The sequence below is a fragment of the Lysinibacillus sp. GW823-FHT02G10 genome, from assembly GCF_058797135.1.
Genome location: NZ_JBXAJI010000001.1, coordinates 718,897 through 741,110, shown reverse-complemented (window position 1 = coordinate 741,110; position 22,214 = coordinate 718,897). Strand labels below are relative to the sequence as shown.

Here is a 22,214-nt window from a genome sequence, read left to right as displayed (position 1 = left end):
AACTGTAGAGAGCTGTCTCTACAGTTTGCATGTTGTTGAAAAAAGATGATGTCAACGCCAAAAAAAAGCAACTTTGCAAGTCGAGGGGTTGATTTCCGTTACACCAGCGTCCTTTCCAGGGGGCGTCCGATGAGCCGCTTCACTCACTTACGTTCGCTCCAGGGTCTCCTCTGTGACGCTAAAACTCCTAGGAGTGACGCTGGCTCCACTCCAATCAACCATTCTGCAAAGTGTCTTTACTTTTTTATAGTAACAAATCGTCCATTAACTGTATTCTTAGAGGGGATAAGTTCTTATTTTCAATGTGGAGAAGTGATGCATGACAACACCTCTTCATAAAGAGTAGTGAACACCTTCACTTTATTTGAAAACCTTTGCTAATAAGTTAGTGGGTTGAAGTGGAAGGCTGCTTGACTCCCGTGGGATAGCAAGACAGGCGAAACTCTAAACGGAGCGGTAGCGGAGGAAGCAATTCGGCGCTCGCCCACAGGAAAGCAAGTAGCCTGCAACGGAAATCCATTTCTACCTTTCAATTGACTGTTTTGTTTTTCAACACTAAGAAAACTGTAGAGAGCCGTCTCTACAGTTTGGGTTACTTTGCGCCTGCTGCAAGTAGAATTTGTTCGATTGCTTTAAATCCTCGTTGTTTTGCATGTTGCAGAGGTGTCACGTTATTTTGATCGGGAATATTTACATCAGCACCATGTTCAATTAGTCGTTGTATTACGGTTTGCTGTGTTGGATTGCCGTTATTTAAGACAATCGCCTCCATTAGGGCTGTCCAGCCTAAATGATTCACATGATTGACGTCAATATCGGTATTGCTCAATAGCTCCTCGATGACCTCCACATGACCATGCTCTGCTGCTGGTATGAGTGCTGTTCCCCCATATCGATTTAAAATAGTCGGATCAGCACCAGCTTGAATGGTCATCTTTAAAATAGTCAGATAGCCCTCCGCACCTGCATAGAGAAATGGCGAATTTTGCTGATTATCCTGAATATTAACATCTGCTCCTGCATCTATTAATAATTTAACTGCCTCTATATCCTGATTATAGGTAGCTATCATCAAAGCTGTTCGATTATTTGAATCTTGTACATTGACGTCCCCTTTTTGTTTCAAAGCATGTTGAAGCCCATCGATATCTCCCCTTTCAGCTGCCTTGAGCAACTCAATCGCCCATTCTGTTCCCACCACTTCACTCCCACCTTTATCATGCTGTATTGTCTCTGTATCGATTGAGGCACACCCTTGAAGTAAAAATGTTAATGCAATGATAACTGCCTGCCTTTTTTTCAATTTTAAAACACCGCCTTTCCTTCCTCAGTGTAAGCGGTAATGCTAAATTGCCCATTAACGAATTCTTAAAAAAGTCTAAAAAAACTACCCCGCCACAAGGACGAGGTAGTTTTACTTAAACATTGAAGCGATAGCCTGCACCCCATACTGTTTCCAAAAACTTGGGATGCGCTGGCTCTCGTTCAATTTTTTCACGTAGCTTTCGTATATGAACAGTGACAGTCGAAACGTCTGCAGCTGATTCATAGCCCCAGTTTCGCTCATATAGCTGTTCCTTACTTAATACTTGATTGGGGTGTCTAACAAAAAAGACAAGTAAATCAAATTCCTTCGTTGTAAAGGCAATCTCCTCACCATTAACAAACACCTTTCTAGCCGAAGTATCGATTGTAATACCATGAATGGACATCATATGATTTGTTTGTTGATGGCTCGCCAGACGCTCATATCTCGACAAATGGGCCTTAACCCTTGCCACTAATTCACTCGGACTAAATGGTTTTGTAATATAATCATCCGCCCCTAGTCCAAGACCACGAATTTTATCAATATCCTCCTTTTTAGCTGAAACAAATAAAATGGGAATATTGTGTACCGCTCGAATCTGTTTACAAATGTCAAAGCCACTTATCCCTGGTAGCATAATATCCAAAATGATTAAATCATAATTACCTTTAAGTGCCTGCTGTAGCCCATCCTCTCCATGATGTTGGATATCTACTGTAAAGCCATTAATCTCTAAATAATCTCGTTGAAGCTCAGCTATGCTCACTTCGTCTTCAATTAGCAGAATTTTTTTCATGATGATTCACCTTCTCCTCAGCCTTTTTCAATGAAATGAATATGCTCGTCCCCTTTGCTAATTCACTCTTTGCCCAAATATCGCCACCCATTTCAACAACGATTTGTTTTGCAATGGCTAACCCTAAGCCACTGCCTCCTGTTTGCGAATTACGTGAAGGCTCCGCACGGTAAAATCGATCAAAAATATAGGGCAATGCGACAGGATCAATGCCTGCACCATTATCTGTTACCTGAATAATCGCATCCTCTGCTCGCTCATGCAAGGAAATAATGATTTGCTTATATGGCTTATCCATATATTTTTCGCTATTACTTAAAAGGTTCGTCAGGACACGTCTTAATTTATCTCGGTCCACCATTGCCAAAAGCGGCGAGCCTGCTGATAGATATTGTAAATGAATATCTCGTGCAATAAAATCAAAGCTTGCATCCTCTACATAATCATGCATATATTGGTGGAGATTGATGCTTTCCAATTGGAAGGGAATCTTTTTTAAATCCAATTTAGAAAATAAGAATAGCTCATCAATTAATACATCCATATCCTTTGCCTTTGTATAGATAGTAGTTAAATATTTATCCATCTTTTCCTCTGTATTTGCCACACCATCTTTAATGCCCTCCACATAGCCGATAATGGAAGTCATCGGCGTTTTTAAATCATGGGAGATATTGGAGATGAGCTCCTTTCGATTTTCCTCATATTGAAGCTGAAGCTGGATGGATTCTTTTAATTTGACTCTCATTTCCTCGAATGACCGATTCAGCTGACCAATTTCATCCTTCGAGTGGGTTGCAATTTCAAAATCCAAGTCGCCCGATTTAATTCGTTCTGCCCCTTCCTTTAATGCCGAAATCGGTTTAATAATACTTCTTGATACTAAATAATTTAAAAAGCCAATGATCATCATAAACAGGACAAATAAAATACCTAAAAGAATCGGTAGCAGTTCCCTCGTTACCTCTGCATGGGAACTAACCTCTCTCAATACGAAAATACTGCCCTCTGTTTGATCTGGAAAATAAAAATCAAATTTAACATACGTATAAAAGGCTCGATTTATCATGATGGTGTCACGAGAATTAATATTGGTCGCTTCAAAGCTAGGTAAGCTTTGAAGCAATAATTGTTTATGCTCTTTCTGTGTTGAATACACGATTTGATGATCTTTTCGTACCACAATCTCTATCGAAGGCGCATTGATTTGTTCAAGCTGTTCGAGATCTAAAAGCTGCTGGGGACTTTTTTTAGCTAGTAATTTTAAATCTAGAAACGCATTTTCCTCTACTGTCGTCAAAGGCTTTTGGACATAAGATTTTTTATAAAAATGCTCAATCGCTTTGACATCACCTGTAATGGCAAAGGAAAAAAGAAAAACCGCTGCTAGTAATAGTGTGATGGCAATGATGATGACACCCACATAAGATAGCAAAAACCTTGTTTTTATTGACATCTACATACCCCCATAAGCTGAAACTACTAGCAATGTACCATACAAATCTTAAAACTTTATAAAATCATGCTGAAAAATCTATAAACATTTTTGCCGCTTCAGTATAGTATTGCGTTCCTATAAATGAAATAAACAAAAAAAAGATACGGCACAAACCCGCTGTGCCGTATCATCTTTGCTTTATTTAGTTTCTTGTGCTCTTAGCTTCTTCTTTGTTTGCCAACCTAAAAGGATAAATTCAATTACTACCACAGCGATTAATGACGCACCAAATAGCGGCATCATAATCCCTAATATGACAAGGAAAATGATAAATGGCATGGATATTTTATGAGAAATTTGCGGTGGTGCAGACAGCTCCCCTTTTTTTCTACGCAAAATCCAAGTGCGAATGCCCCACACGATTACGGCTAAAAAGGCTAGACAAACCACTAAGTTTAAAAGCTTATTCGGCCAGCCGAATAAATGCCCTTCATGTAATGGTATTCCCCATGTAAAGAATTTAGCTAATGGGCCATAATCGTCATAATTCACTTGATCGATAAACTTGCCACTATACTGATCAAAATACATTGTGGCTTCCGCTGTGGGTTTTACATCTAGCCCTGTTACACCAGAATTACTAGCCTTCGCCACTGTATAGACGCCCTCATCGTTTGACGGATAAATTATAGAGTAAGGCTTAGCAATGTTCATCGAATTGATTTCTTTTTCAAGCTGAGCAATCGTCATTTGGCTATCGTTCGTATAACGGACAGCTCCACCGCCATGATGTTGGGCATGTTCTCCTTCTGATGTCGGTGCCTCTAATTGACGAGTCGCCCATGGTATTTCAGAGACATCAGATGTTGGTGGCTTTTGTTGGAGTAATGGATACCCAAAAGTAGGATTTTCTGACGCTATATCTGCAAGCATGGAACCTTGAAAAGCAGACCATAATAGCCCAGTCGAAATGAACATCACCATCGGAATCGTAATGATTGTCCCAACAAGTGCATGCAACCTCTTACTTTTTTGTCTCTTATTCTCCGACTTGCCCTTCTTTAAGAGATTTCCTTTGAATGTCATATAAAGCCCTGACAGTAATAAAAAGATCGTCCAACAAGCTGCCAGCTCTACTAAATAATTTACAAAGGTACCACCAATAAAGAGAGAGCTATGGGTATTTCGCATAATATTTGAAAATGTATAATCGGCGTCCTGACTACCAACCATTTGATTGTGATCGTCTAAAAATACGTACTTTTGTTTAGTGCCATTTGATAAAGTTAAACGCGTATTATAAGGCTCCTCTAACATAATCACTTTCGTAGTAGAGTATCCTGAAAATGCCGCCTCCGCTTTTTCCACGGCCTCATCAATTGTTAAGACCTCTTCCTTATGGCTCTCACCAAAGAAATAATCGTCATATAAGCGATTTTCTACATCTGTAAAAAACAAATAACCAATCCCACTTAATGTGAGAGACAGCAATAAAGGCGTAATAAAAAGTGCTGCGAAAAAATGTAGCCGCCAAAATCTAGAATAAAGCAAATTTTTCATATTTAATCTCCAATCTCTCTATTTATAGCAGATTAATTATATAAATAAAAAGTGAAATATGAATGAAGTCCTAAAGGCAGTTTTATGACAAACAAATGTATTCCAATTGGTATTATATTATTAAGGTAGCCAAAAAAATCATAGCCAAACCTCAAGTTCGGATATGATTTCAATAAATTACAAATTCATATTTACAAGAATTTTGCATTGGCTACGATCTTTTGTTAAAGCCTCAAAGCCTTTTTCCACGATATCCTCTAAAGCAATTTGGCTTGTGATAACAGCTTGTCCATCAATCACACCACGAGCAAGTAATCGAATCACTTCAGGGAAAATATTCACATAGGCGAACGAGCCACTGATTTTTACCTCTGGAGAAACCACCGCATTGGGGTTAAATTCTACAGGTCTTTCCCATACGCTGACGATTTTAAATTCGCCGCCTGGATGAACAGCACTCACACCGCTAGTAAATGTTGCTTGCACACCTGCTGCATCATACGCTACATCGACCCCACCAGCTGTTTTTTCACGAATAAACGCTACTGCATCCGTATCAATTGGATTAATGACATAGGTCGCGCCTAATTCAAGTGCTTTTTGGCGTCGTTCATCCGAAACCTCTACGACAAAAATTTCACTTGCTCCCGCTGCCTTCACAGCCTGCAAGACCAATAATCCAATAGGACCCGCACCAAAAATAGCAGCTGTATCGCCTAGCTTTAATTGACTTTGACGCACTGCATGTACCGCTACTGCTGTAGGTTCAACAAGTGCGCCTAGCTCTAGGCTCATATTGTCAGGAAGAAGGTGAATATTTTCTTCTTGTACAACTGCATATTCTGCAAATCCGCCAGAAATTGTATAGCCATAAGATTGACCACGTTTACATAAGTTGGAATAGCCACGTCGACAATTATCACATTTACCACATGGAATTGGTGGCTCCACTGCCACACGATCTCCTACTTTTGTCTGTGTAACGCCTTTTGCAACCTCTACAACGACACCTGCAAATTCATGCCCTAATACGGGTTGTGTACGGAATGCATAAGCCCCACCAACATATTCATGTAAATCACTACCACAAATTCCAGCAAAGGCAACTTTTACTTTCACCATGCCTGGCTCTAGTGCTGGCAGTTGTGCCTCCTCTACTCGAATATCTTTTACACCGTAAAATTTTGCTGCTTTCATTCTATTACCTTCTTTTTATAAGTTTGTTTGAAGACCATGTAACACGAAGTTCACTGCAAGCTCCGCAATCTGATCGGGTGTTGCTTGTAATGAAGAACGGTTTAAAAAGGGATTGTTCAACGAATACATTAACGTTCCCATAATAAAGTTCAGTGCAACATCAAGTGACTCGAAGTAAATGGTCTGTTGCTCCTGACAAGCCAATAAAATTGTCCGAAGTTGCTCCCAGGAAGGTAAAAACACATCCTTTAGCATCTCAAGCCTAGGACTATTCATGACTATTTCTTGCTGTAATATATCAATTAACTCATGCTCCTGGATTCGGTAAAGAACAAAGTTACGACAAAAGCTACGAAGCGCACCGATTGAATCTTGAACGTCATAATGAGCATTCATAAAGGTGTGGCGTAGCGGTTCAAATAATGCATTAAAGACATTTTCCTTGCCACCAAAATGATAGGAAACAAGTGCAAGTGACACATCTGCTTCTTCACAAATTTGTCTCACCGTGGTGCCATCAAAGCCCCTTGATGAAAACAAGGTTTTTGCCGCTTGTAAAATTTGATCCTTTACCTCTTTATTTTTTTCTTTTTGATCGATAGTTCTCACCTCTTTTTTGAACAAACGTTCAAAACAATTGTTCAACGAAATTTTACGCCTACTATTATTAATTGTCAAAGCATGCGCTTATTAAAAAATGGCTACTTCGTTTTTCGAAGTAGCCAAACATATTCTATCCTCTTAATTCTTTCAAAACATTTGCGTATGCTGCTAAAATAGATTGCTCATGTGAAGCATCATGCCCAACATATTGTTCGACAAGCTCCTTTAAGGGTTTAGGCTCTTGCATAATTTCAAATTTGAATAAGCTTTCATAGTACTCAACAACTTGTGGATTCATGTGGACCGCTCCTTTAATTTTTTCCATAAAAAAACATCTTTCCCTAATCAGAAAGATGTCTACTATGACAAATACACGACATAATACGGTGATTGCCAGATGGAAAGAAGCTTTCTATTAAACATAGAAGCACCCTTTTTAGCAATCATCGTACTATGAGCATGCAGGAGAAATTCTCTAGTCACACTCAACACCCCCTATCCGCGTAGGTTTTTTGGCTGTACTAGATAAAGGCAGGTCTCCTGGCTTATGTTCATCACACCTTTCACCTTCCCATTACGACTCGTAACAGTGGCCTTTTGAAATGTGCTCCCATTTACAGTTGCGGGACAGCGTCGGATTCACACCGATCTTCCCTTTTAAACAAATTAAAAAATCTAATTTGTACCTCTATCCTATTATTCCGTTTTTATTATTATACCATAGTATTAAATCTTAACAGAATAGAAATGTTGGGCTTTTGAAGTTCTAAAGATTAGATTTAGAGCTCTATCCCTCTCTTTCGAGGTTTTATCCACTTAATTTGAAGCGCTATCCTCCACTTTTAAAGTTCTATCCACCAGTTTAAACTCTATCCTTCCATTTGATGATTCTATCCTCCACTTTTGAAGTTCTATCCGCCAGTTTAAACTCTATCCTTCCATTTGATGATTCTATCCGCCAGTTTTAGAATTCTATCCTTCACTTTTGAAATTCTATCCGCTAGTTTAAACTCTATCCTTCAATTTGATAATTCTATCCACCAGTTTTTGAATTCTATCCTCCACTTTTGAAGTTCTATCCGCTAGTTCAAATTCTATCCTCCCATCCATTTCAAATATTTAGAAATTACTCTATAATTAAGAAAAAAAGGGGGCGGTCTGAGATGATAATGGGTTTACATCATGTGCAAATTACAATTCCGAAAGGTTGTGAGGAGCAAGGGAAGGATTTTTATTGTCATGTCTTAGGACTTCAAGAATTAGAGAAGCCTGATTCTCTCAAAGGACGTGGGGGATTTTGGTTACAGCTTGGTCAACAGGAGGTCCATGTAGGGACAGAGGATGGCTTCGATCGTTTGACCACAAAGGCGCATATTGCATATCAAGTAGCGGATATTCAGTATTGGCGGAAGAAACTCGCAGCTCATCAAATCAAAATACTCGATTCTGTGCCTATTCCTCATTACGAGCGTTTTGAATTCCGTGATCCCTTTGGTAATCGTGTAGAAATGATACAGAAAATCGTGTAGGCTGCCTCGTTTTGGGGCAGCTTTTTTCATGGAATTGTTCCATATTACATCTTACTGAAACATTTGTAATAAAACTGTAAATTCCCTTGATAAAGCCTTTTATAGCAAGTGTTGAAGCCCTCCCTTCAGTTACCCTGGTAACATTTACCGCTCAGAAGCCCTACTTTTTCATGCTACGATTATTTCCATGGCAAAGGTATACAGGAGAAATCCTACTAGATGCTTTAGGAGGTTACACAACATGAATAAACGATTTTTATCTACAACACTTGCATTAACAATTGGATTTAGTTCATTTGGAATGGTGCAAACAGCGATCCAGCCAATACAAGTAGAGGCTGCGACAACAAATGCTCAGAACAACGCACAGGCGGTAGCTGCAAAAGCAGACCAATTAATTCAGACTGGTAAAAGCTTAATGGGGCAAGCAACATACAGCAATTCGGTTTACAAGCCTACATACCCATACAAATTTTCTTGTGCTTCATTTTTAATGTACATCTTCGAGAAAAACGGGGTAGACCTTGGTACGTATAATGAAAATTATATGATTCAGCAAGGGACTTATGTAGCGAGAAACCAATTACAAAAAGGCGATTTAGTGTTCTTTAAAAGTAAAAAAACAGGGACTGATCCCGACCATGTCGGCATGTATATTGGCGACAATAAAATCATCCATATGGCTGATACCAAACGAAATATAGTTATCTCTGATTTAAATAGTAAGCCGTATTATAAAGAAAACTATGTATCGGCACGTAGAGTATTACCTACTCTGCTATCAGCCAACCCTGCAACAAAAGGCGATAAAATTGTTGAGAATGCGCTGACTTATAAAAATAAAGTATCGATTAGCTCGACAACAAATGAGTCAAGTCTACGCTTTACCGCTCCAGCATTTGTCGATTTCATCTATCGTAAAAGTGGCGTTAAACTCGGATCAACTTCTTTAAGCAGTTTAATGAGCAAAGGATCAACTGTAGCGCGTGCTAATTTGAAAAAGGGTGATTTAGTCTTCTTTAATAGTGTGAAAGGTTCAAAAAAACCTTCTCTTGTAGGGATTTATGCAGGCGATCACCGTATCATCATCCCTAATTCCGATGGTGTCATGACAAGAGTATTATTTGTTGATTATTATGCTCAACACTATATTACTGCGAAGCGCGTTATCTCTACTAAATAACTCTACGCCCTGTTAAGTGCACTGACTTTTACAAGTGGTTTTACTTACTATGTCTTTAAGAAACATGGTATTGAGTTGAAGAATAAATTAGCAAACACAAGCTTTAGTTGGTAAACGTATTCAAAAATATCAGTTTCAAAAAGTAGATTTATTATTCATCTCTACCAATAGAAATCACACAAACGAGGATCTATTATAGGGAGTAATCAATATATTAATATGACTACGAACTGTTGTGAAACAAAGTTTAAGCAAACATGGGTAACAGCTCGGCGTGTTTTAAAATAAGTAAGAATTGGGTGTCTCATTCATTTTGAGACACCCTTTTTCTATGCGTTTTTTAGTTTATTGGCAAATTCGATCATGGATCTACTAGACATCGGTCCCTTAATTAAAACTATTGTGTCTGCATCTAGCTTTGGTGTCAATAATTCTAAAACGCCTGCTACCTCTTTAAACGTATGAACCTCTGCGCTGGTTCCATCCTTTTGCGCTTGATCGGCAATCTTCTCTGCCCTTTTGCCGATGGTAATCAATGTATCGATCTTTCTTAGTGCTACCATGGAGCCGATTTCGCGATGATATTTTTCTTCAAAATTGCCTAATCGCTTTATATCCCCTAAAACAAGAATGACCTTTTTGTCTTTTCCCACCGTATCTAGCACTTTTAAGGCTGCCTCTACAGATGTTGGGTTATTTGTCCATGTATCATCAATAATTGTACTGTCACCAAGTCCTGTCGTAAATTCTAAATGTCTTGCCATCTGTTTAAATGTTCTTAGTCCTGCGATTGCCTGACGAATGGTCAGCCCCATTTCATGGCTAGCTGCAATAGCGGCTAAGGCATTATAGACCTGATGCTCTCCATAACCTGGGACAAACACATTGTATGTTTCATCCGCTACCTCTAAAACAAACCTCATGCCCGTATTGGCAAACTCCACTTTCGAAGCCTTGTAATCTGCCGTATCCTGTAAGCCAAACTTGATAATCTTCCCTTTAAATCTTTTCAATGAGATTTTTTTAGTATTGGCATCATCAGCATTGATGATTAACGTGCCATCTTCTTTAATGCCTTCCACAATTTCTGCCTTAGCCTTAATATAGCCCTCCAAATTGAGACAGCCATCTAGATGATGCACACCAATGTTTGTAATGATCCCAATAGTTGGCTGATAGATCATACATTGATGTTTAATATTCCCCGTATTCCCTAAGCCTAATTCAAAGATAGCGGCTTGTGTTTTATCGTCAATGCCCGTTAAATAAGGTAATGATTGCCTTGGCTCGTTTTTACTACTGATGGATGCTTGCACTTGCCAATGCTTACTAGCAATATGTTTTAACATCTCTTTTGTCGTTGTTTTCCCACAAGTTCCTGTTAAAGCCACAACGGGAATTTCAAAGAGCCCACGATAATACTCGATAAATGTCCAATATGCCTGTGCAACACTTTTCACTTGTAAAACGGTTGTATTCTCCAGTGCATTTTTTAACTCTGTAGACGGTTTATCGGATATGATAAGAGACGGACCTTTCCGATCAATCTCTTGCCAATTGATTTGATCGTTTCGACTAACAAACAGGAGCGAATGGCTCTTTGTTAAATCATGCCGATTATAGTAGATCGCCTGCTTAACAGACCATTGTTCTGATCCGTGAATGAGCTTTCCCTGTAGGACATTCCTAAGTTTCTGCACACTAATGGATTGCAAGTGTACTACGCCTCCTCTCTTTATCAATCTTGTAGATGACTTATTTCTTCTCTTGATCTAGCGTGCTGCTTTTTGATCAATTACTATACCTTATTAGAAAGCTCTTCTATGTGGCACAGTCAATATCCTATATTGAAAAAGCTAATCAGCAGGTGGTGGAGGCTTTAGCTTTAGCTCCGTTGCTAGTTTAGAGACCTGTTTGCTATACATATCTCCCTTTATGAGAATGATGGTATTTTCATCCACAATCTTCTGCAATAACGGGTAGACTAGCGTACTATTTTTAAATGTATAAACAGGCGCGCTAAATCCTAGCTTTACTGCATGATCAGCCATAATCCTTGCGTGTTCTCCAATGGTAATCAGGACATCCACGCCAATACGTTGAATTAATTCACCCGCCTGTTCGTGAATAATGTAGCCCCATGAACCTAAATCGGTAATCGTACCAATAACCGCAATCTTTTTCTTTCCGTCACCTAATTCATTCAACACTTTTAAGGCAGCCTCTAAGGAAGTGGTTGTAATACTCCATGTATCATCCAATAACATGGAATGATTAATGCCCTCAAAGAGTTGCAGTTGTTTTTTTAATTGACGGAATGATTGAAGCTGTTGTGCTGCGACTGGAATAGGGATCCCCATATCATGGACCGCGGCAATGGCAGCAAGAGCATTATAAACCTGATGCTCTCCAAACCCTGGTACAAGTATGTCATAGCTTTTTCTATCATGATGCAGAATAAATTTCATCCCTTTTTGATAGTAGTGGATATGGCTTGCGCGAAAATCACAGGAGTCATGCTTTCCTACCCTAATCAAACGCCCACGAAATCTCGAAACATCTATTTTTTTCGTATTCACATCTTCAGCATTGATAATTAATGTACCTTTTGGATGAATGATATCTAGCATTTCTCCCTTTGCTTGAATATAGCCTTCTAATGTTTTGCAATAATTTAAATGATGGGCTCCGATATTCGTAATAATACCGATTGTCGGTTTGAAATATCTCCCTGCATTCGTAACGTCTCCAGGTGAGCCCACTGCTGTTTCAAAAACGGCAGCCTCGGTTTCATCCTCAATGCCCAGTAAATATTGCAAAGAAGCCGTTCTAGAATTGCTGCTCAATGTCGTCGCAGTCACTTTCCGATCAGCCGAAAGAATATGTTTAATCATCTCTTTTGTCGTTGTTTTGCCTGATGTACCTGTGATCGCGACAATCGGAATATGAAACTGGCTGCGATAAAAATGGACAAATTTCCAATAGGCCTCTTCTGCATTCGCTACCTGTATCATAATGACATGATTGGGAATGTCAGTTGGCCGATAAGCTCTATCGGTCACTAGCACTAGAGGAGAAAGTGGCTCAAGATTTTTCCAATTAACAATACGTTTACTTGTAAAAAGGGCCGTATTGGACTTTTTCACTTGCTTTAATCGATAAGCCCCATGCTGAATCAGTGTATCCTCTGACCCGTGCACTAGATAGCCTGCCGTAATCATTGCTAAATTTTTCACCGAAAGAGGCTTCATATCTTTTCTCCCTCCTTTCTTTTCTAGTATATGTAACCTTTTAAAAGTTGCTTGGATGTAGACAAGATACATAACTAGAGGAAATCTATTTCATTGCATATATATAAAGGTGATTAAGTATCTAAGTACCAATAGAAGGAGTGATATACCTGAAAGCCATTGTATTTATCGGTACAAACAAATCTGGGTCTAGTCGTGAAGCAACAAGGGCAGCAGAAAAATTAGGCTACTTCACAGTACTTTTCACAAATAATGAAAAACAACTTCAGCAGCGCAGAGCCTACCCCGACATCCATAAAATGATACTCATTGATACTTTTGATATCGAGAGCATGAAAGATGAAATTGAGAAACTAGGAAAAGCTGGATTAAATATTAAAAGTATAGTTAGTTTTGTTGATCCATTTGTCCATATTGCTTCAATACTATGTGATGAATTTTGTCAGAACTATACATCCTCCAGTGCCATTGAAACTATGGAGGATAAAGAAAAAACAAGAAAGTTTTTACAAGACCAACCATACTCACCAAAATTTTCGCTCATGAAACCGAACGAACCTATAGCTAAAAATTTAACCTTTCCATTAATCGTAAAATCTCCTAAATCAACTGGCTCAAAAGATGTCTTACTAGCAACGGATGCCGACCAGCTCAATAACCACCTCAAAGCACTACGCAGTAAAAATCCCTATGAAACCATCATGATTGAAGAATATCTAGATGGCCCTCAATATTTAGTAGAGGCGGTTGTTTATCAACGACAACCACATGTCATTGGTATAATTGAGCAAGAAATTACCCAAGGAAAACGATTTATCATTACTGGCTATGGTGTTCTAGTGAAAGCCCCTAAAGACATCCAATCAGGCATCGAGGAGGTACTCCATTCCATCGTGAAAGCCTTTGGTATTGAGAATGGGGCTCTTCACTTAGAGCTTCGATTAACCCAAAATGGTTGGAAACTTATCGAGATCAATCCTCGAATTTCAGGTGGCGCTATGAATAATATGCTACAAGCAGCTCTAGGTTTTAGTTTAGTAGAAGAAACACTGAAGATTTTGCTAGGAGAACAGCCTAATCTGCAACCAAGACATAAAAAATTTGTGTATACAAAATATGTCATTGTGGAAAGTAGAGGAATTTTAGAAAAGGTTATTGGCAAGGCAAGAGCGACAAGATCAACTGGCGTCGTTGAAGTATATGTCAAACCAAGAAGAGGCACCCTCCTCACCCCACCTTTATCGATGGGTCATCGTTACGCCTATGTCATTGCAGAGGGAGCAACCTTGAAGGAAGCAAGAAATCACGCAATCACTGCAGCGAAGGAAATAAAATTCATTTTGAGAGTTTGAAAAAAATAACCCGAATAATTGCCGCTTGCCAGTGGACAGTTACTCGGGCTTTTTTATCTTCATCAGTCGTAAGCAATTATTCTTCTTTAAACGTTTGATCTAAAAACTTCACGGTTTCAAACATATTGGTTTTACTTGCACCCTTCACAAGAATGGTATCATGGGGCTTAATGAGCTTTTCAAGGAGGGCATGCAATTGATCTTTATTAATAAAATGATGTACTCTGGATGGGTCCATGCCCTTCGCGATGGCAGCATTACTCATTTCATCTGTCCTAAAGCCATAGGTAATAAATTCATCGATGCCGATCTCATACACGTACTCTCCAACCTTACGATATTCCTCTTCCCTCAAGACACCAAGTTCTCGCATTTGTCCAATAATGGCTACCTTGCGATTTGTCGCGATATTCTTCAGTACATCGAGCGCAGCACGAACCCCCTGCGGATGAGAGTGTACGGTATCATCAATAACCGTTATATCATCACGGCAATTATAAATCGTTAAACGTCTTGGTGGTTTTTTAAAGTTGAGCCCTGCCTGAATATCAAGTGGACTAAATCCTAAAAGATCAGCCACTGCCACTGCATTCAATGCGTTGTATACATGATGTTCTCCTAAAATAGGAATATATAATTCTATTTCTTGCCCATGCAGCTTCATTTTAAAGGACATGCCGACATCTTTATATTGCAAATCATATGCACGGTAATCCGCTTCTTTTTTAATGCCTACCGTGATGATTTTCCCTTTAAATTGCTGTGTCTCTAAGTATCTTGAATTGTCATCATCTTGATTGACAATGAGTAATCCCTGTTGATCCATACCATGAATCAATTCCGATTTTGCCTTGGCAACACCCTTTACATCTCCATCAAAGTTCCCAACATGGGCTAAGCCTATATTCGTTACAATACTAATATTCGGCTGGATGATGCTACAGTGATTGGTAATAATGCCTGGGTAAGCCATACCATACTCTAATACAACGGCCTGATGTGTATCATTGATTTCTTCCTTATGCTTTTTCGTATGCTCCGTCGTATTCCAATAATCCTTTGATTCAAATACATTCCACTTTTTCGATAAGATCGAACCCACAAATGCCTTTGTTGTGGTTTTCCCTGCACTTCCTGTAATCGCAATAATAGGTAGGGTTTTCTTTGCCTCCACCTGCTTCGTTTTTTGTTGGACAATTTTCTTTTTCAGCGGTTTTTGATTTTTGGCAAGATACATGGCATAACGGATGGAATGAATGACCACATCTAATTCCAAGTAAAAGGCAGGAGGACAGCCTGGGCGCCAATTGACCTCATACATCCAAATTTTTTGATTTTGATCTAACCCTACATCAATGCCAATTTCATCAATAACTTCCCCAAATTTCGCCATTTGAATTTCATCCAGATGATGTGCCAGCGCCAGTGAAAAATGCTCAAGCATTCGCCGAATATTATAGGCCTCATCCTTAAACTCCTGCTCCAAAAAAGGATCTAAATAATTGGTATAGCCACCGTTATTAATATTCGGTATGATGGAGCCATTCGGTGCAATGCGTGGATACACCGTTGTCACTACCCATTTACCTTCTCCATTTTTTTGAACATGCAGGCGGAAATCATAGACCTGACCAGATTTTGTAACAGATTGAATATACGGCTGCATAATAAAGGTGCCAGACGCAAGTTGCTCCTTTATCAATGCATCCAATTGTGGCTTTGTATAGGTTGTCGTGGTGCTATCCTTTCGCACCTCAAAATATTTGGCTCCCGCCTTCGTTATAAAATAAATACCCTTCCCTTTTCGTCCATCAATTGGCTTAAACACAACTCGTTTATAATAATTAACGAACTTATGAAATAAATCGGCATCCTTTACAATTTCAGAGGGAATCAAATACTGTTCAAATTCCTTCGCTTCCTTTAATCGTTTCATCACATTCCATTTGTTCCCGATTGAATGGGTTGTGAATGGAATCTCCTCTTTTAAACGGTCAATAATCTCCTTCGAGACAGATAATTTCTCAGGGCTTCCTGCATTATAGATAACATCAGGAAAGGGCATTGTTTTCTCTTGCCATTGTCCATTCTCATAGACCTTTGCTCGAATAGAACGTTTGGCAAAGTCCACACTTTTAGGTGTGAAGTAAAAAAATGTTGCGCCTTCAGCTTTCGCAACTGCTGCAAAGGCATAGGACTTGAGCACTGTTGTTGGATCAAGTCGATGATGCAGCATACCAATAATCGTCATAGCTAAACTTCCTTTCATTAGATTCTCTCTCTATTACATTCACTTTGTATCCCTTGCATATAGACAGATGCTCTAGCTTTAGTAGTTTAATATGGTACTACCATTTCGGCTCTATGATAAATTTTCCCTTCAACATGTCTGGCTTTAAGAGCTGAATGGCCGATATACCACTGAGTTCAATAGATTTCTTTGTACTTGTTTTTTCTAACCTCACCACATCTGCAATCGAATTTGTATCGTTTCCTTCATAATCAAAAGCACGCAACAATGATACTGTGCCACGGCAACGCTCTCTATCAACATCCTCAATGCGGAAAAACTCTGTCTCAAACTGTTTCACTGTATCCAATAAGCTTAAATGAGCACCACTATGTGTAATTAAAAAAAATGGAATCGTATCACTCCCGACAATTTTAATAAGTAGCTGACCAAAATATTTAGAATGAAAATTCATCATAATATCCTGAAGATCCTTTAAATCACTTAAAGCTTCACATAAAAAGTGATTTCTTTTCTTATCACTATTCAATTCGTAGCCCCCTCTCTTAGTTTGACTATACGATTTGATCCGTGTAAGTTGCCCTCTCGTTATCATATGTTGCGACAAAAAATATGGCGACTTCTTCCTAAAGAAACTAAAAAAACCTCCACCAATGAGGGGGAGGCTTTTGCAAAAGCTTATGTTGCGAGGAGATCATTTATTGTGTATTGTTCTAATGCAGTAACGGTATGGTGTTTTGTATTGAATGGTAATTGCTTGGTAATCTCGTTCGGAATGACCACTGTATAAAGTCCCGCTGCTACAGCGGCTTGTGCGCCATTCGGTGAATCCTCAATTGCCATGGCCTCAACAGCCTCTACTCCTAATTGTTCAAGCGCCTGCAAGTAAAGCTCTGGATCAGGCTTAACATTTGTCACCGTGTCAGCGCTACAAAAGCAATCAAAGTAATGTCGGATACCCAGCCGATCCATATACACATCAATCCATTGACGACTGGAGCTACTAGCAAGTCCAATCTTCAAACCCGCTTCCTTTGCCTGCTGTAGCAATGTTAAAATACCAGGTCTTAGCGTTTCCGTTTCCATCCATTGTGCATGGCGTTGCTGAATGGATGTTTGAAAAGCCTCCACATCCAGTTGTATGTGATGATGTGTAACAAGATATGTATAGGGATTAAAGGTTTGAAGATTGGTCCCAAGGCACTTAGCATAGGTTGCTAACGATAATTCAACACCATATTGTGCATAGGCATCCTTAAAAACGTTATACCATGCTGTTTCCGTATCAATGATTGTACCGTCAAAATCAAAAATTAGAGCTTTTATCATCAAATTCCCCCATTCTATTGGTTTGTGCTGAACTAAGCCTAGGTTTTGGCAGACCTATCCGTCGATTTAGATCCGCTATCCACTACTTTCGCATCTCTATCCGCTTATCCCCTCAAGCATCCAACTCTTTTGCAAATCTATCCATCACTTTGCTAATTCTATCCATCAATTTAGACCCGCTATCCGCTACTTTCGCATCTCTATCCGCCTATCTTCACAGATCTGACCCTTTTCCACCACTTCTTCACCTTTATCCCCCTGATTCAACAAGATAACGCCTCCTATAATGAGGACAATACCGATCGCAGAATAAACAGTAAAAATATCGTGCCAAATGACAATGCCTACCAGAACGGTTAAAGCTGTGCCGACACCTGACCAGATAGCGTAGGCCAAGCTTAATGGCATGGTTTTTAAGCAGAGGGATAGGCTATAAAACGAAATACCATAGCCAATTGCTACCGCCAAGGATGGAACGAGGACAGTAAAGCCGTCTGAGAACTTCAGCATGGTTGTTGCAAAGACCTCGCTTATAATCGATAGTGTTAAAAATAAATAGCCTTTCATCCTGTTCAGCCTCCTAATGACCACCAGCAAGATTGAGTACCACAACACCCAAGATAATGCATAAAATCCCTAATACCTTCTTGCGATTAAATCGTTCCTTATAGAGGACAACTCCCACAATAGCGGTTAACGCTGTCCCTAAACCTGCCCAAATTGCATACGCTGTGCCAATAGGAATCACTTTTAATGTTAAGGCTAAACAATAAAATGCCGTTCCATAGCCTACTACTACGCCAATTGATGGCCCAATTCGTGTGAAGCCCTCCGTACGCTTGAGCAAGGAACTGGCAAAAACCTCTGCTATAATAGCGAGCATTAAAAAACTAAAAGCCGTCATTCAAAAAATCCTTTCTGCTTTGCTTCTAGATGTCATCTTCTTCCTCTACATACTCCAATATATCTCCTGGCTGGCAGCCCAAAGCTTTACAAATGGCATTTAATGTAGAAAAACGTACGGCCCTTACTTTGCCTGTTTTTAAATTAGAGAGATTGACAATCGAAACATCTACCCTCTCTGCAAGTTCACTCAGCTGCATTTTACGATCCGCTAGCATACGATCTAATCGAATAATTATGGTCATGTTTTCACTTCCTAAGCTGTTGCATCATATTCATCCTGAAGGAATGCACCGTATCGGAAAATACGTGCAAAGGTCCAAATCACCACACCACATAGTAAAAGAGTCCAGTGAATGCCTGTAAAATGATAGCTAATCCCCTTGATCAAACCCGTCTCTACAAATCGGGACTCCAATTGGAATTGTTGCATAATCAGATAGACGGTATATGTACGAAATGCATTTACTGTCAAGCTCAGTACAATCACACAGTAGGCAATTCTCTCCATTTTTTTACTATTAGCGAGTGAAAATACAATACCTTTTGATAAGTTACTTAATATATTCCTCACTTGTACAATAATCATTAATAAAATAGCTATGTATATTGTAGCAGTAAACAGAAAGGTCATGACATCTTTTTTTGAATAGTGAATGTCCCTTGTCACATGGTCTGCCAGCTTCATTTCCAATCCTTCTAACTGAACGGCAGCGGTCACACTGCCCTTTGCTAATAAATGATTCACTTGTTGCTCTGATACCACCATTGCTCCCACCATAAAAATCGCGAGCATCGTCAAGACAAAAATCATCATCACCATGATGATGGTAAAAGCGGTACGAAGCCCCTTTGTCATCCATCGAAATTCTTTACTTTGAATTGTTTGCCCCATTATCAACCTCTCCCTCCTTTCTCTCTATTATACATCCCCTTTTATCTCTATCAATATTTTTTTAATGTTTATCATTAATAAATTATTGATAAAAATAAACCCTCTAAAGGTAGAGGGTTTATTTTAATAATCCTATCTTTACTAAATATTCTTTTGCTACTTCTGCTGCAAGCTTTCCTTCTACATTCACCTGATAATTCATTTCTCGCATTTCATCATCTGTAATGTGATCAGCTAGTTGATTTAACGCTTCTCCAATCTCTGGATAGTCAATCAGCGTTTCTTTCCTTAGTAAAGGCGCTCCCTGGTATGGTGGGAATAATGCTTGATCGTCCTCCAATACACGTAGCTTGTATTGACGAATTTCACTATCCGTTGAATAAGCATCTAGCAAATTAATATCACCTGATTGTATTGCCTGATAGCGAAGCTTTGGCTCCATCGTTGCAAGTGTCGTAAAGGCTATCCCATACCGTTTTTGTATGCCAACATAGCCATCCTCACGGTCATTAAATTCTAATGTAAAGCCTGCTTTCACCTTCTGCTCTATCGGTTTAAGATCAGAGATTTTTTGCAGTTGATAGCTCTCAGCCAGCTCCTCTGATACAGCGAGTGCATACGTATTGTTATAGTTCATGGGGCTTAGCATGACCATATCAAATTGCTCCTGCATCCCCTCTTTTGCCTGAAGATAGACGTCCTCTTGGTTATTATTAATGGCTTCTTCCTTTAAAAACTCCGAAATAGCGGTGCCTGTAAATTCAGGGTAAATATCAATGCTGCCCGATTTCAATGCATTAAATACAAATGAAGTTTTACCAAGCCCTGGCTTTAATGTCACCGTTAAATCGGTCTCCTGCTCAATTAATAATTTATACATATTGATGAGAATCTCAGGCTCCGCACCAAGCTTTCCTGCAATGACTATTTCATCTTGCTGTTTACTGCTTAGGAGCGGGAAGAAAATCATTACCAGTGCCGCTAAACTAATGAGACTCAACGTCGTTATTGTTTTTTTAAAGGACAGAGATTCTAACTTTTTAAGCGCCACATCAAAAATCAGGGCTAAAATAGCAGCGGGAATGGCTCCTATAAGAATGAGTGCCGTGTTATTTCGGTCAATCCCAAGTAATATAATATCTCCTAAGCCTCCTGCACCAATTAAAGCGGCTAATGTTGCTGTCCCCACAATCAGCACCATTGCTGTCCGAATACCAGCCATCATAACAGGCATAGCAAGTGGTAGCTCAACCTTTACTAAACGCTTTGATCGATTCATTCCCATAGCTAATGCCGCTTCTTTCAGTGATGGGTCAACCTCATTGATGCCCGTGTAGGTGTTTCGTAGAATAGGCAACAGCGCATAGACGACTAACGCAATAATTGCGGGAACTTTACCAATACCGAATAAAGGGATTAATAAGCCGAGCAACGCTAAGGAAGGAATCGTTTGCAGCACAGCACTGATTCCAATAATACTCTCGGCTATTTTCTTTTTATTGGTTAAATAGATACCTAGGGGAATAGCGATGAGGACAGCAAAAAATAGCGCAATAAAAGAGATTTGGATATGCTCTAGTAATGCAGCCAGCAGCTGTGCCTTCCGTTCCTGAAATACATCTACCACATTAGCCACCATGCACATGCCCTCTTTTCTTAGAATCCGCTGCTAAATAACGAAGCGTGGAAGCTCTTGTCACCATGCCAATGAGCTTGCCATTCTCTTCGACACCTAACACGTCATGCTCGGCTAATTTTTCAAGAATCGTCGGAAATGGGGCATCAACAGGAATGGTATGCCCAAAGTCGTTTGTCACTGTGATTGGCTGTAACACATCATGGATCGTAAACAATTGATCCGACTGCTTACCTCCAATAAACTGTTGGACAAAATCATTTACAGGGTTTTGTAGCAATTGCTGTGGAGTACCTATCTGAACAATTTCGCCATCTTTCATAATACAGAGACGATCTCCTAATTTCAGTGCTTCCTGCATATCATGTGATACAAATACAATGGTTTTCTGGATGGTACGCTGCATCTCTAGTAGATCATCCTGTAGTTTGGTGCGACTAATAGGGTCTAGCGCACTAAAGGGCTCATCCATTAAAATAATTTCTGGGTCAGCTGCCAAGGCACGAACAACGCCAACCCTTTGCTGTTCGCCTCCTGACAGCTCCTTTGGCTTACGCTGACGATATTTCGCTGGCTCCAGACCCACCAACGCTAATAGTTCGTCTACACGCTGATGGATTTTCGTTTTACTCCATTTCTTCAGTTCTGGTACAACCGCAATATTTTCCTCTATTGTCATATGCGGAAATAGGGCGATTTGCTGTAGTACATAGCCAATACTCCAACGCAGCTCATGGATATTATAATCGCTAATTCTTTTATCATTGATCCAGATGGTGCCTGCTGTTAAGGGTATTAATCGATTAATCATCTTCAACAAAGTAGTTTTGCCGCATCCACTAGGGCCAATAATAACAAAGAATTCACCCTTTTTAATTTCTACATTTAGCGCTTTGACAGCTATTTGGTTGTTATCATATTGTTTTGAGACATTGTCAAATATAATCATCTGTCATCTCCTTTAAAATGTGCTCATGAAATG

The 22,214-nt window shown here is 39.5% G+C and carries 22 protein-coding genes and 1 riboswitch; of the genes, 3 read left to right on the top strand and 19 right to left on the bottom strand.

Annotated features, from left to right (window positions below; genetic code table 11):
• Positions 1 to 592: 592 nt before the first annotated feature.
• The 8 genes from AC1RFD_RS03665 to AC1RFD_RS03630 all read right to left on the bottom strand — a co-directional run bounded on the left by AC1RFD_RS03665 (position 593) and on the right by AC1RFD_RS03630 (position 7,386).
• The gene (locus tag AC1RFD_RS03665; RefSeq protein WP_374806002.1) at positions 593 to 1,303 is read right to left on the bottom strand and encodes an ankyrin repeat domain-containing protein; all 711 of its coding nucleotides are present in this window, start codon (positions 1,301 to 1,303) and stop codon (positions 593 to 595) included.
• A gap of 115 nt (positions 1,304 to 1,418) precedes the next feature.
• Positions 1,419 to 2,105 (bottom strand): response regulator transcription factor, encoded by a 687-nt coding sequence (locus AC1RFD_RS03660; RefSeq protein WP_112117822.1) that lies wholly within the window; start codon positions 2,103 to 2,105, stop codon positions 1,419 to 1,421.
• Positions 2,083 to 3,561, bottom strand: a complete 1,479-nt coding sequence (locus tag AC1RFD_RS03655; protein WP_048390284.1) for a sensor histidine kinase — start codon at positions 3,559 to 3,561, stop codon at positions 2,083 to 2,085. The genes AC1RFD_RS03660 and AC1RFD_RS03655 overlap by 23 nt, the downstream gene beginning before the upstream one ends.
• Positions 3,562 to 3,741: 180 nt before the next feature.
• Complete coding sequence (locus tag AC1RFD_RS03650) at positions 3,742 to 5,103, bottom strand: PepSY-associated TM helix domain-containing protein (RefSeq protein WP_333879907.1); 1,362 nt, start codon at positions 5,101 to 5,103, stop codon at positions 3,742 to 3,744.
• Between the two features lie 177 nt (positions 5,104 to 5,280).
• Entirely contained in the window at positions 5,281 to 6,300 is a 1,020-nt protein-coding gene (locus tag AC1RFD_RS03645) for a 2,3-butanediol dehydrogenase (RefSeq protein WP_490761489.1), read from the bottom strand.
• A 15-nt stretch (positions 6,301 to 6,315) separates the two neighbouring features.
• Positions 6,316 to 6,945: a TetR/AcrR family transcriptional regulator gene (locus tag AC1RFD_RS03640; RefSeq protein WP_231595547.1), complete on the bottom strand. Its 630-nt coding sequence runs from the start codon at positions 6,943 to 6,945 to the stop codon at positions 6,316 to 6,318.
• Positions 6,946 to 7,033: 88 nt separating this feature from the next.
• Positions 7,034 to 7,201, bottom strand: a complete 168-nt coding sequence (locus AC1RFD_RS03635) for a hypothetical protein (RefSeq protein ID WP_167444835.1) — start codon at positions 7,199 to 7,201, stop codon at positions 7,034 to 7,036.
• Between the two features lie 62 nt (positions 7,202 to 7,263).
• Positions 7,264 to 7,386 (bottom strand): hypothetical protein, encoded by a 123-nt coding sequence (locus AC1RFD_RS03630; RefSeq protein WP_004229388.1) that lies wholly within the window; start codon positions 7,384 to 7,386, stop codon positions 7,264 to 7,266.
• A 30-nt stretch (positions 7,387 to 7,416) separates the two neighbouring features.
• Positions 7,417 to 7,608: riboswitch (cobalamin riboswitch) on the bottom strand.
• Positions 7,609 to 8,066: 458 nt separating this feature from the next.
• Between AC1RFD_RS03630 and AC1RFD_RS03625 the strand changes: the two genes are divergently transcribed.
• Both AC1RFD_RS03625 and AC1RFD_RS03620 read left to right on the top strand, forming a co-directional pair.
• Positions 8,067 to 8,432 carry a VOC family protein gene (locus AC1RFD_RS03625; RefSeq protein WP_048390278.1) on the top strand — a complete coding sequence of 122 codons (366 nt, stop codon included), beginning with the start codon at positions 8,067 to 8,069 and terminating at the stop codon, positions 8,430 to 8,432.
• Between the two features lie 241 nt (positions 8,433 to 8,673).
• The gene (locus tag AC1RFD_RS03620; protein WP_492474502.1) at positions 8,674 to 9,615 is read left to right on the top strand and encodes a C40 family peptidase; all 942 of its coding nucleotides are present in this window, start codon (positions 8,674 to 8,676) and stop codon (positions 9,613 to 9,615) included.
• A gap of 329 nt (positions 9,616 to 9,944) precedes the next feature.
• Here AC1RFD_RS03620 and AC1RFD_RS03615 read toward each other — a convergent pair whose 3' ends face one another.
• Complete coding sequence (locus AC1RFD_RS03615; RefSeq protein WP_492474501.1) at positions 9,945 to 11,330, bottom strand: UDP-N-acetylmuramoyl-tripeptide--D-alanyl-D-alanine ligase; 1,386 nt, start codon at positions 11,328 to 11,330, stop codon at positions 9,945 to 9,947.
• A gap of 141 nt (positions 11,331 to 11,471) precedes the next feature.
• Positions 11,472 to 12,866 carry a Mur ligase family protein gene (locus tag AC1RFD_RS03610; RefSeq protein WP_492474500.1) on the bottom strand — a complete coding sequence of 465 codons (1,395 nt, stop codon included), beginning with the start codon at positions 12,864 to 12,866 and terminating at the stop codon, positions 11,472 to 11,474.
• 140 nt (positions 12,867 to 13,006) lie between these two features.
• Between AC1RFD_RS03610 and AC1RFD_RS03605 the strand changes: the two genes are divergently transcribed.
• On the top strand, positions 13,007 to 14,218 hold the full coding sequence (locus AC1RFD_RS03605; RefSeq protein ID WP_048390271.1) for an ATP-grasp domain-containing protein: 1,212 nt from the start codon (positions 13,007 to 13,009) through the stop codon (positions 14,216 to 14,218).
• A gap of 76 nt (positions 14,219 to 14,294) precedes the next feature.
• On the opposite strand, the gene AC1RFD_RS03600 is transcribed toward AC1RFD_RS03605, so the two are convergent.
• The 9 genes from AC1RFD_RS03600 to AC1RFD_RS03560 form a co-directional block, all read right to left on the bottom strand.
• The gene (locus tag AC1RFD_RS03600) at positions 14,295 to 16,487 is read right to left on the bottom strand and encodes a YheC/YheD family protein (RefSeq protein WP_259419106.1); all 2,193 of its coding nucleotides are present in this window, start codon (positions 16,485 to 16,487) and stop codon (positions 14,295 to 14,297) included.
• A 79-nt stretch (positions 16,488 to 16,566) separates the two neighbouring features.
• Positions 16,567 to 16,998, bottom strand: coding sequence for a hypothetical protein (locus AC1RFD_RS03595; protein WP_066037421.1), 432 nt, complete (start codon positions 16,996 to 16,998; stop codon positions 16,567 to 16,569).
• 149 nt (positions 16,999 to 17,147) lie between these two features.
• Positions 17,148 to 17,798, bottom strand: a complete 651-nt coding sequence (locus tag AC1RFD_RS03590) for an HAD family hydrolase (RefSeq protein WP_333879917.1) — start codon at positions 17,796 to 17,798, stop codon at positions 17,148 to 17,150.
• Between the two features lie 186 nt (positions 17,799 to 17,984).
• On the bottom strand, positions 17,985 to 18,365 hold the full coding sequence (locus AC1RFD_RS03585) for a DMT family transporter (RefSeq protein WP_492474499.1): 381 nt from the start codon (positions 18,363 to 18,365) through the stop codon (positions 17,985 to 17,987).
• 13 nt (positions 18,366 to 18,378) lie between these two features.
• On the bottom strand, positions 18,379 to 18,702 hold the full coding sequence (locus tag AC1RFD_RS03580) for a DMT family transporter (RefSeq protein WP_048390263.1): 324 nt from the start codon (positions 18,700 to 18,702) through the stop codon (positions 18,379 to 18,381).
• A 25-nt stretch (positions 18,703 to 18,727) separates the two neighbouring features.
• Positions 18,728 to 18,946: a helix-turn-helix domain-containing protein gene (locus AC1RFD_RS03575; protein ID WP_004229412.1), complete on the bottom strand. Its 219-nt coding sequence runs from the start codon at positions 18,944 to 18,946 to the stop codon at positions 18,728 to 18,730.
• An 11-nt stretch (positions 18,947 to 18,957) separates the two neighbouring features.
• On the bottom strand, positions 18,958 to 19,596 hold the full coding sequence (locus AC1RFD_RS03570) for a DUF2975 domain-containing protein (protein WP_257961310.1): 639 nt from the start codon (positions 19,594 to 19,596) through the stop codon (positions 18,958 to 18,960).
• A 118-nt stretch (positions 19,597 to 19,714) separates the two neighbouring features.
• Positions 19,715 to 21,235, bottom strand: a complete 1,521-nt coding sequence (opuFB, locus tag AC1RFD_RS03565) for an osmoprotectant update ABC transporter permease/substrate-binding subunit OpuFB (protein WP_054550867.1) — start codon at positions 21,233 to 21,235, stop codon at positions 19,715 to 19,717.
• The gene (locus AC1RFD_RS03560) at positions 21,225 to 22,181 is read right to left on the bottom strand and encodes an ABC transporter ATP-binding protein (RefSeq protein WP_387253598.1); all 957 of its coding nucleotides are present in this window, start codon (positions 22,179 to 22,181) and stop codon (positions 21,225 to 21,227) included. The genes opuFB and AC1RFD_RS03560 overlap by 11 nt, the downstream gene beginning before the upstream one ends.
• Positions 22,182 to 22,214: the final 33 nt, after the last annotated feature.

Excerpts from the sequence above, each read along its gene's own strand:
- AC1RFD_RS03660 (WP_112117822.1), bottom strand. The coding sequence starts at position 2,105 with ATGAAAAAAATTCTGCTAATTGAAGACGAAGTGAGCATAGCTGAGCTT.
- AC1RFD_RS03655 (WP_048390284.1), bottom strand. The coding sequence starts at position 3,561 with ATGTCAATAAAAACAAGGTTTTTGCTATCTTATGTGGGTGTCATCATC.
- AC1RFD_RS03650 (WP_333879907.1), bottom strand. The coding sequence starts at position 5,103 with ATGAAAAATTTGCTTTATTCTAGATTTTGGCGGCTACATTTTTTCGCA.
- AC1RFD_RS03645 (WP_490761489.1), bottom strand. The coding sequence starts at position 6,300 with ATGAAAGCAGCAAAATTTTACGGTGTAAAAGATATTCGAGTAGAGGAG.
- AC1RFD_RS03635 (WP_167444835.1), bottom strand. The coding sequence starts at position 7,201 with ATGAATCCACAAGTTGTTGAGTACTATGAAAGCTTATTCAAATTTGAA.
- AC1RFD_RS03625 (WP_048390278.1), top strand. The coding sequence starts at position 8,067 with ATGATAATGGGTTTACATCATGTGCAAATTACAATTCCGAAAGGTTGT.
- AC1RFD_RS03620 (WP_492474502.1), top strand. The coding sequence starts at position 8,674 with ATGAATAAACGATTTTTATCTACAACACTTGCATTAACAATTGGATTT.
- AC1RFD_RS03610 (WP_492474500.1), bottom strand. The coding sequence starts at position 12,866 with ATGAAGCCTCTTTCGGTGAAAAATTTAGCAATGATTACGGCAGGCTAT.
- AC1RFD_RS03600 (WP_259419106.1), bottom strand. The coding sequence starts at position 16,487 with ATGAAAGGAAGTTTAGCTATGACGATTATTGGTATGCTGCATCATCGA.
- AC1RFD_RS03590 (WP_333879917.1), bottom strand. The coding sequence starts at position 17,798 with ATGATAAAAGCTCTAATTTTTGATTTTGACGGTACAATCATTGATACG.
- AC1RFD_RS03585 (WP_492474499.1), bottom strand. The coding sequence starts at position 18,365 with ATGAAAGGCTATTTATTTTTAACACTATCGATTATAAGCGAGGTCTTT.
- AC1RFD_RS03580 (WP_048390263.1), bottom strand. The coding sequence starts at position 18,702 with ATGACGGCTTTTAGTTTTTTAATGCTCGCTATTATAGCAGAGGTTTTT.
- AC1RFD_RS03575 (WP_004229412.1), bottom strand. The coding sequence starts at position 18,946 with ATGACCATAATTATTCGATTAGATCGTATGCTAGCGGATCGTAAAATG.
- AC1RFD_RS03570 (WP_257961310.1), bottom strand. The coding sequence starts at position 19,596 with ATGGGGCAAACAATTCAAAGTAAAGAATTTCGATGGATGACAAAGGGG.
- opuFB (WP_054550867.1), bottom strand. The coding sequence starts at position 21,235 with ATGGTGGCTAATGTGGTAGATGTATTTCAGGAACGGAAGGCACAGCTG.
- AC1RFD_RS03560 (WP_387253598.1), bottom strand. The coding sequence starts at position 22,181 with ATGATTATATTTGACAATGTCTCAAAACAATATGATAACAACCAAATA.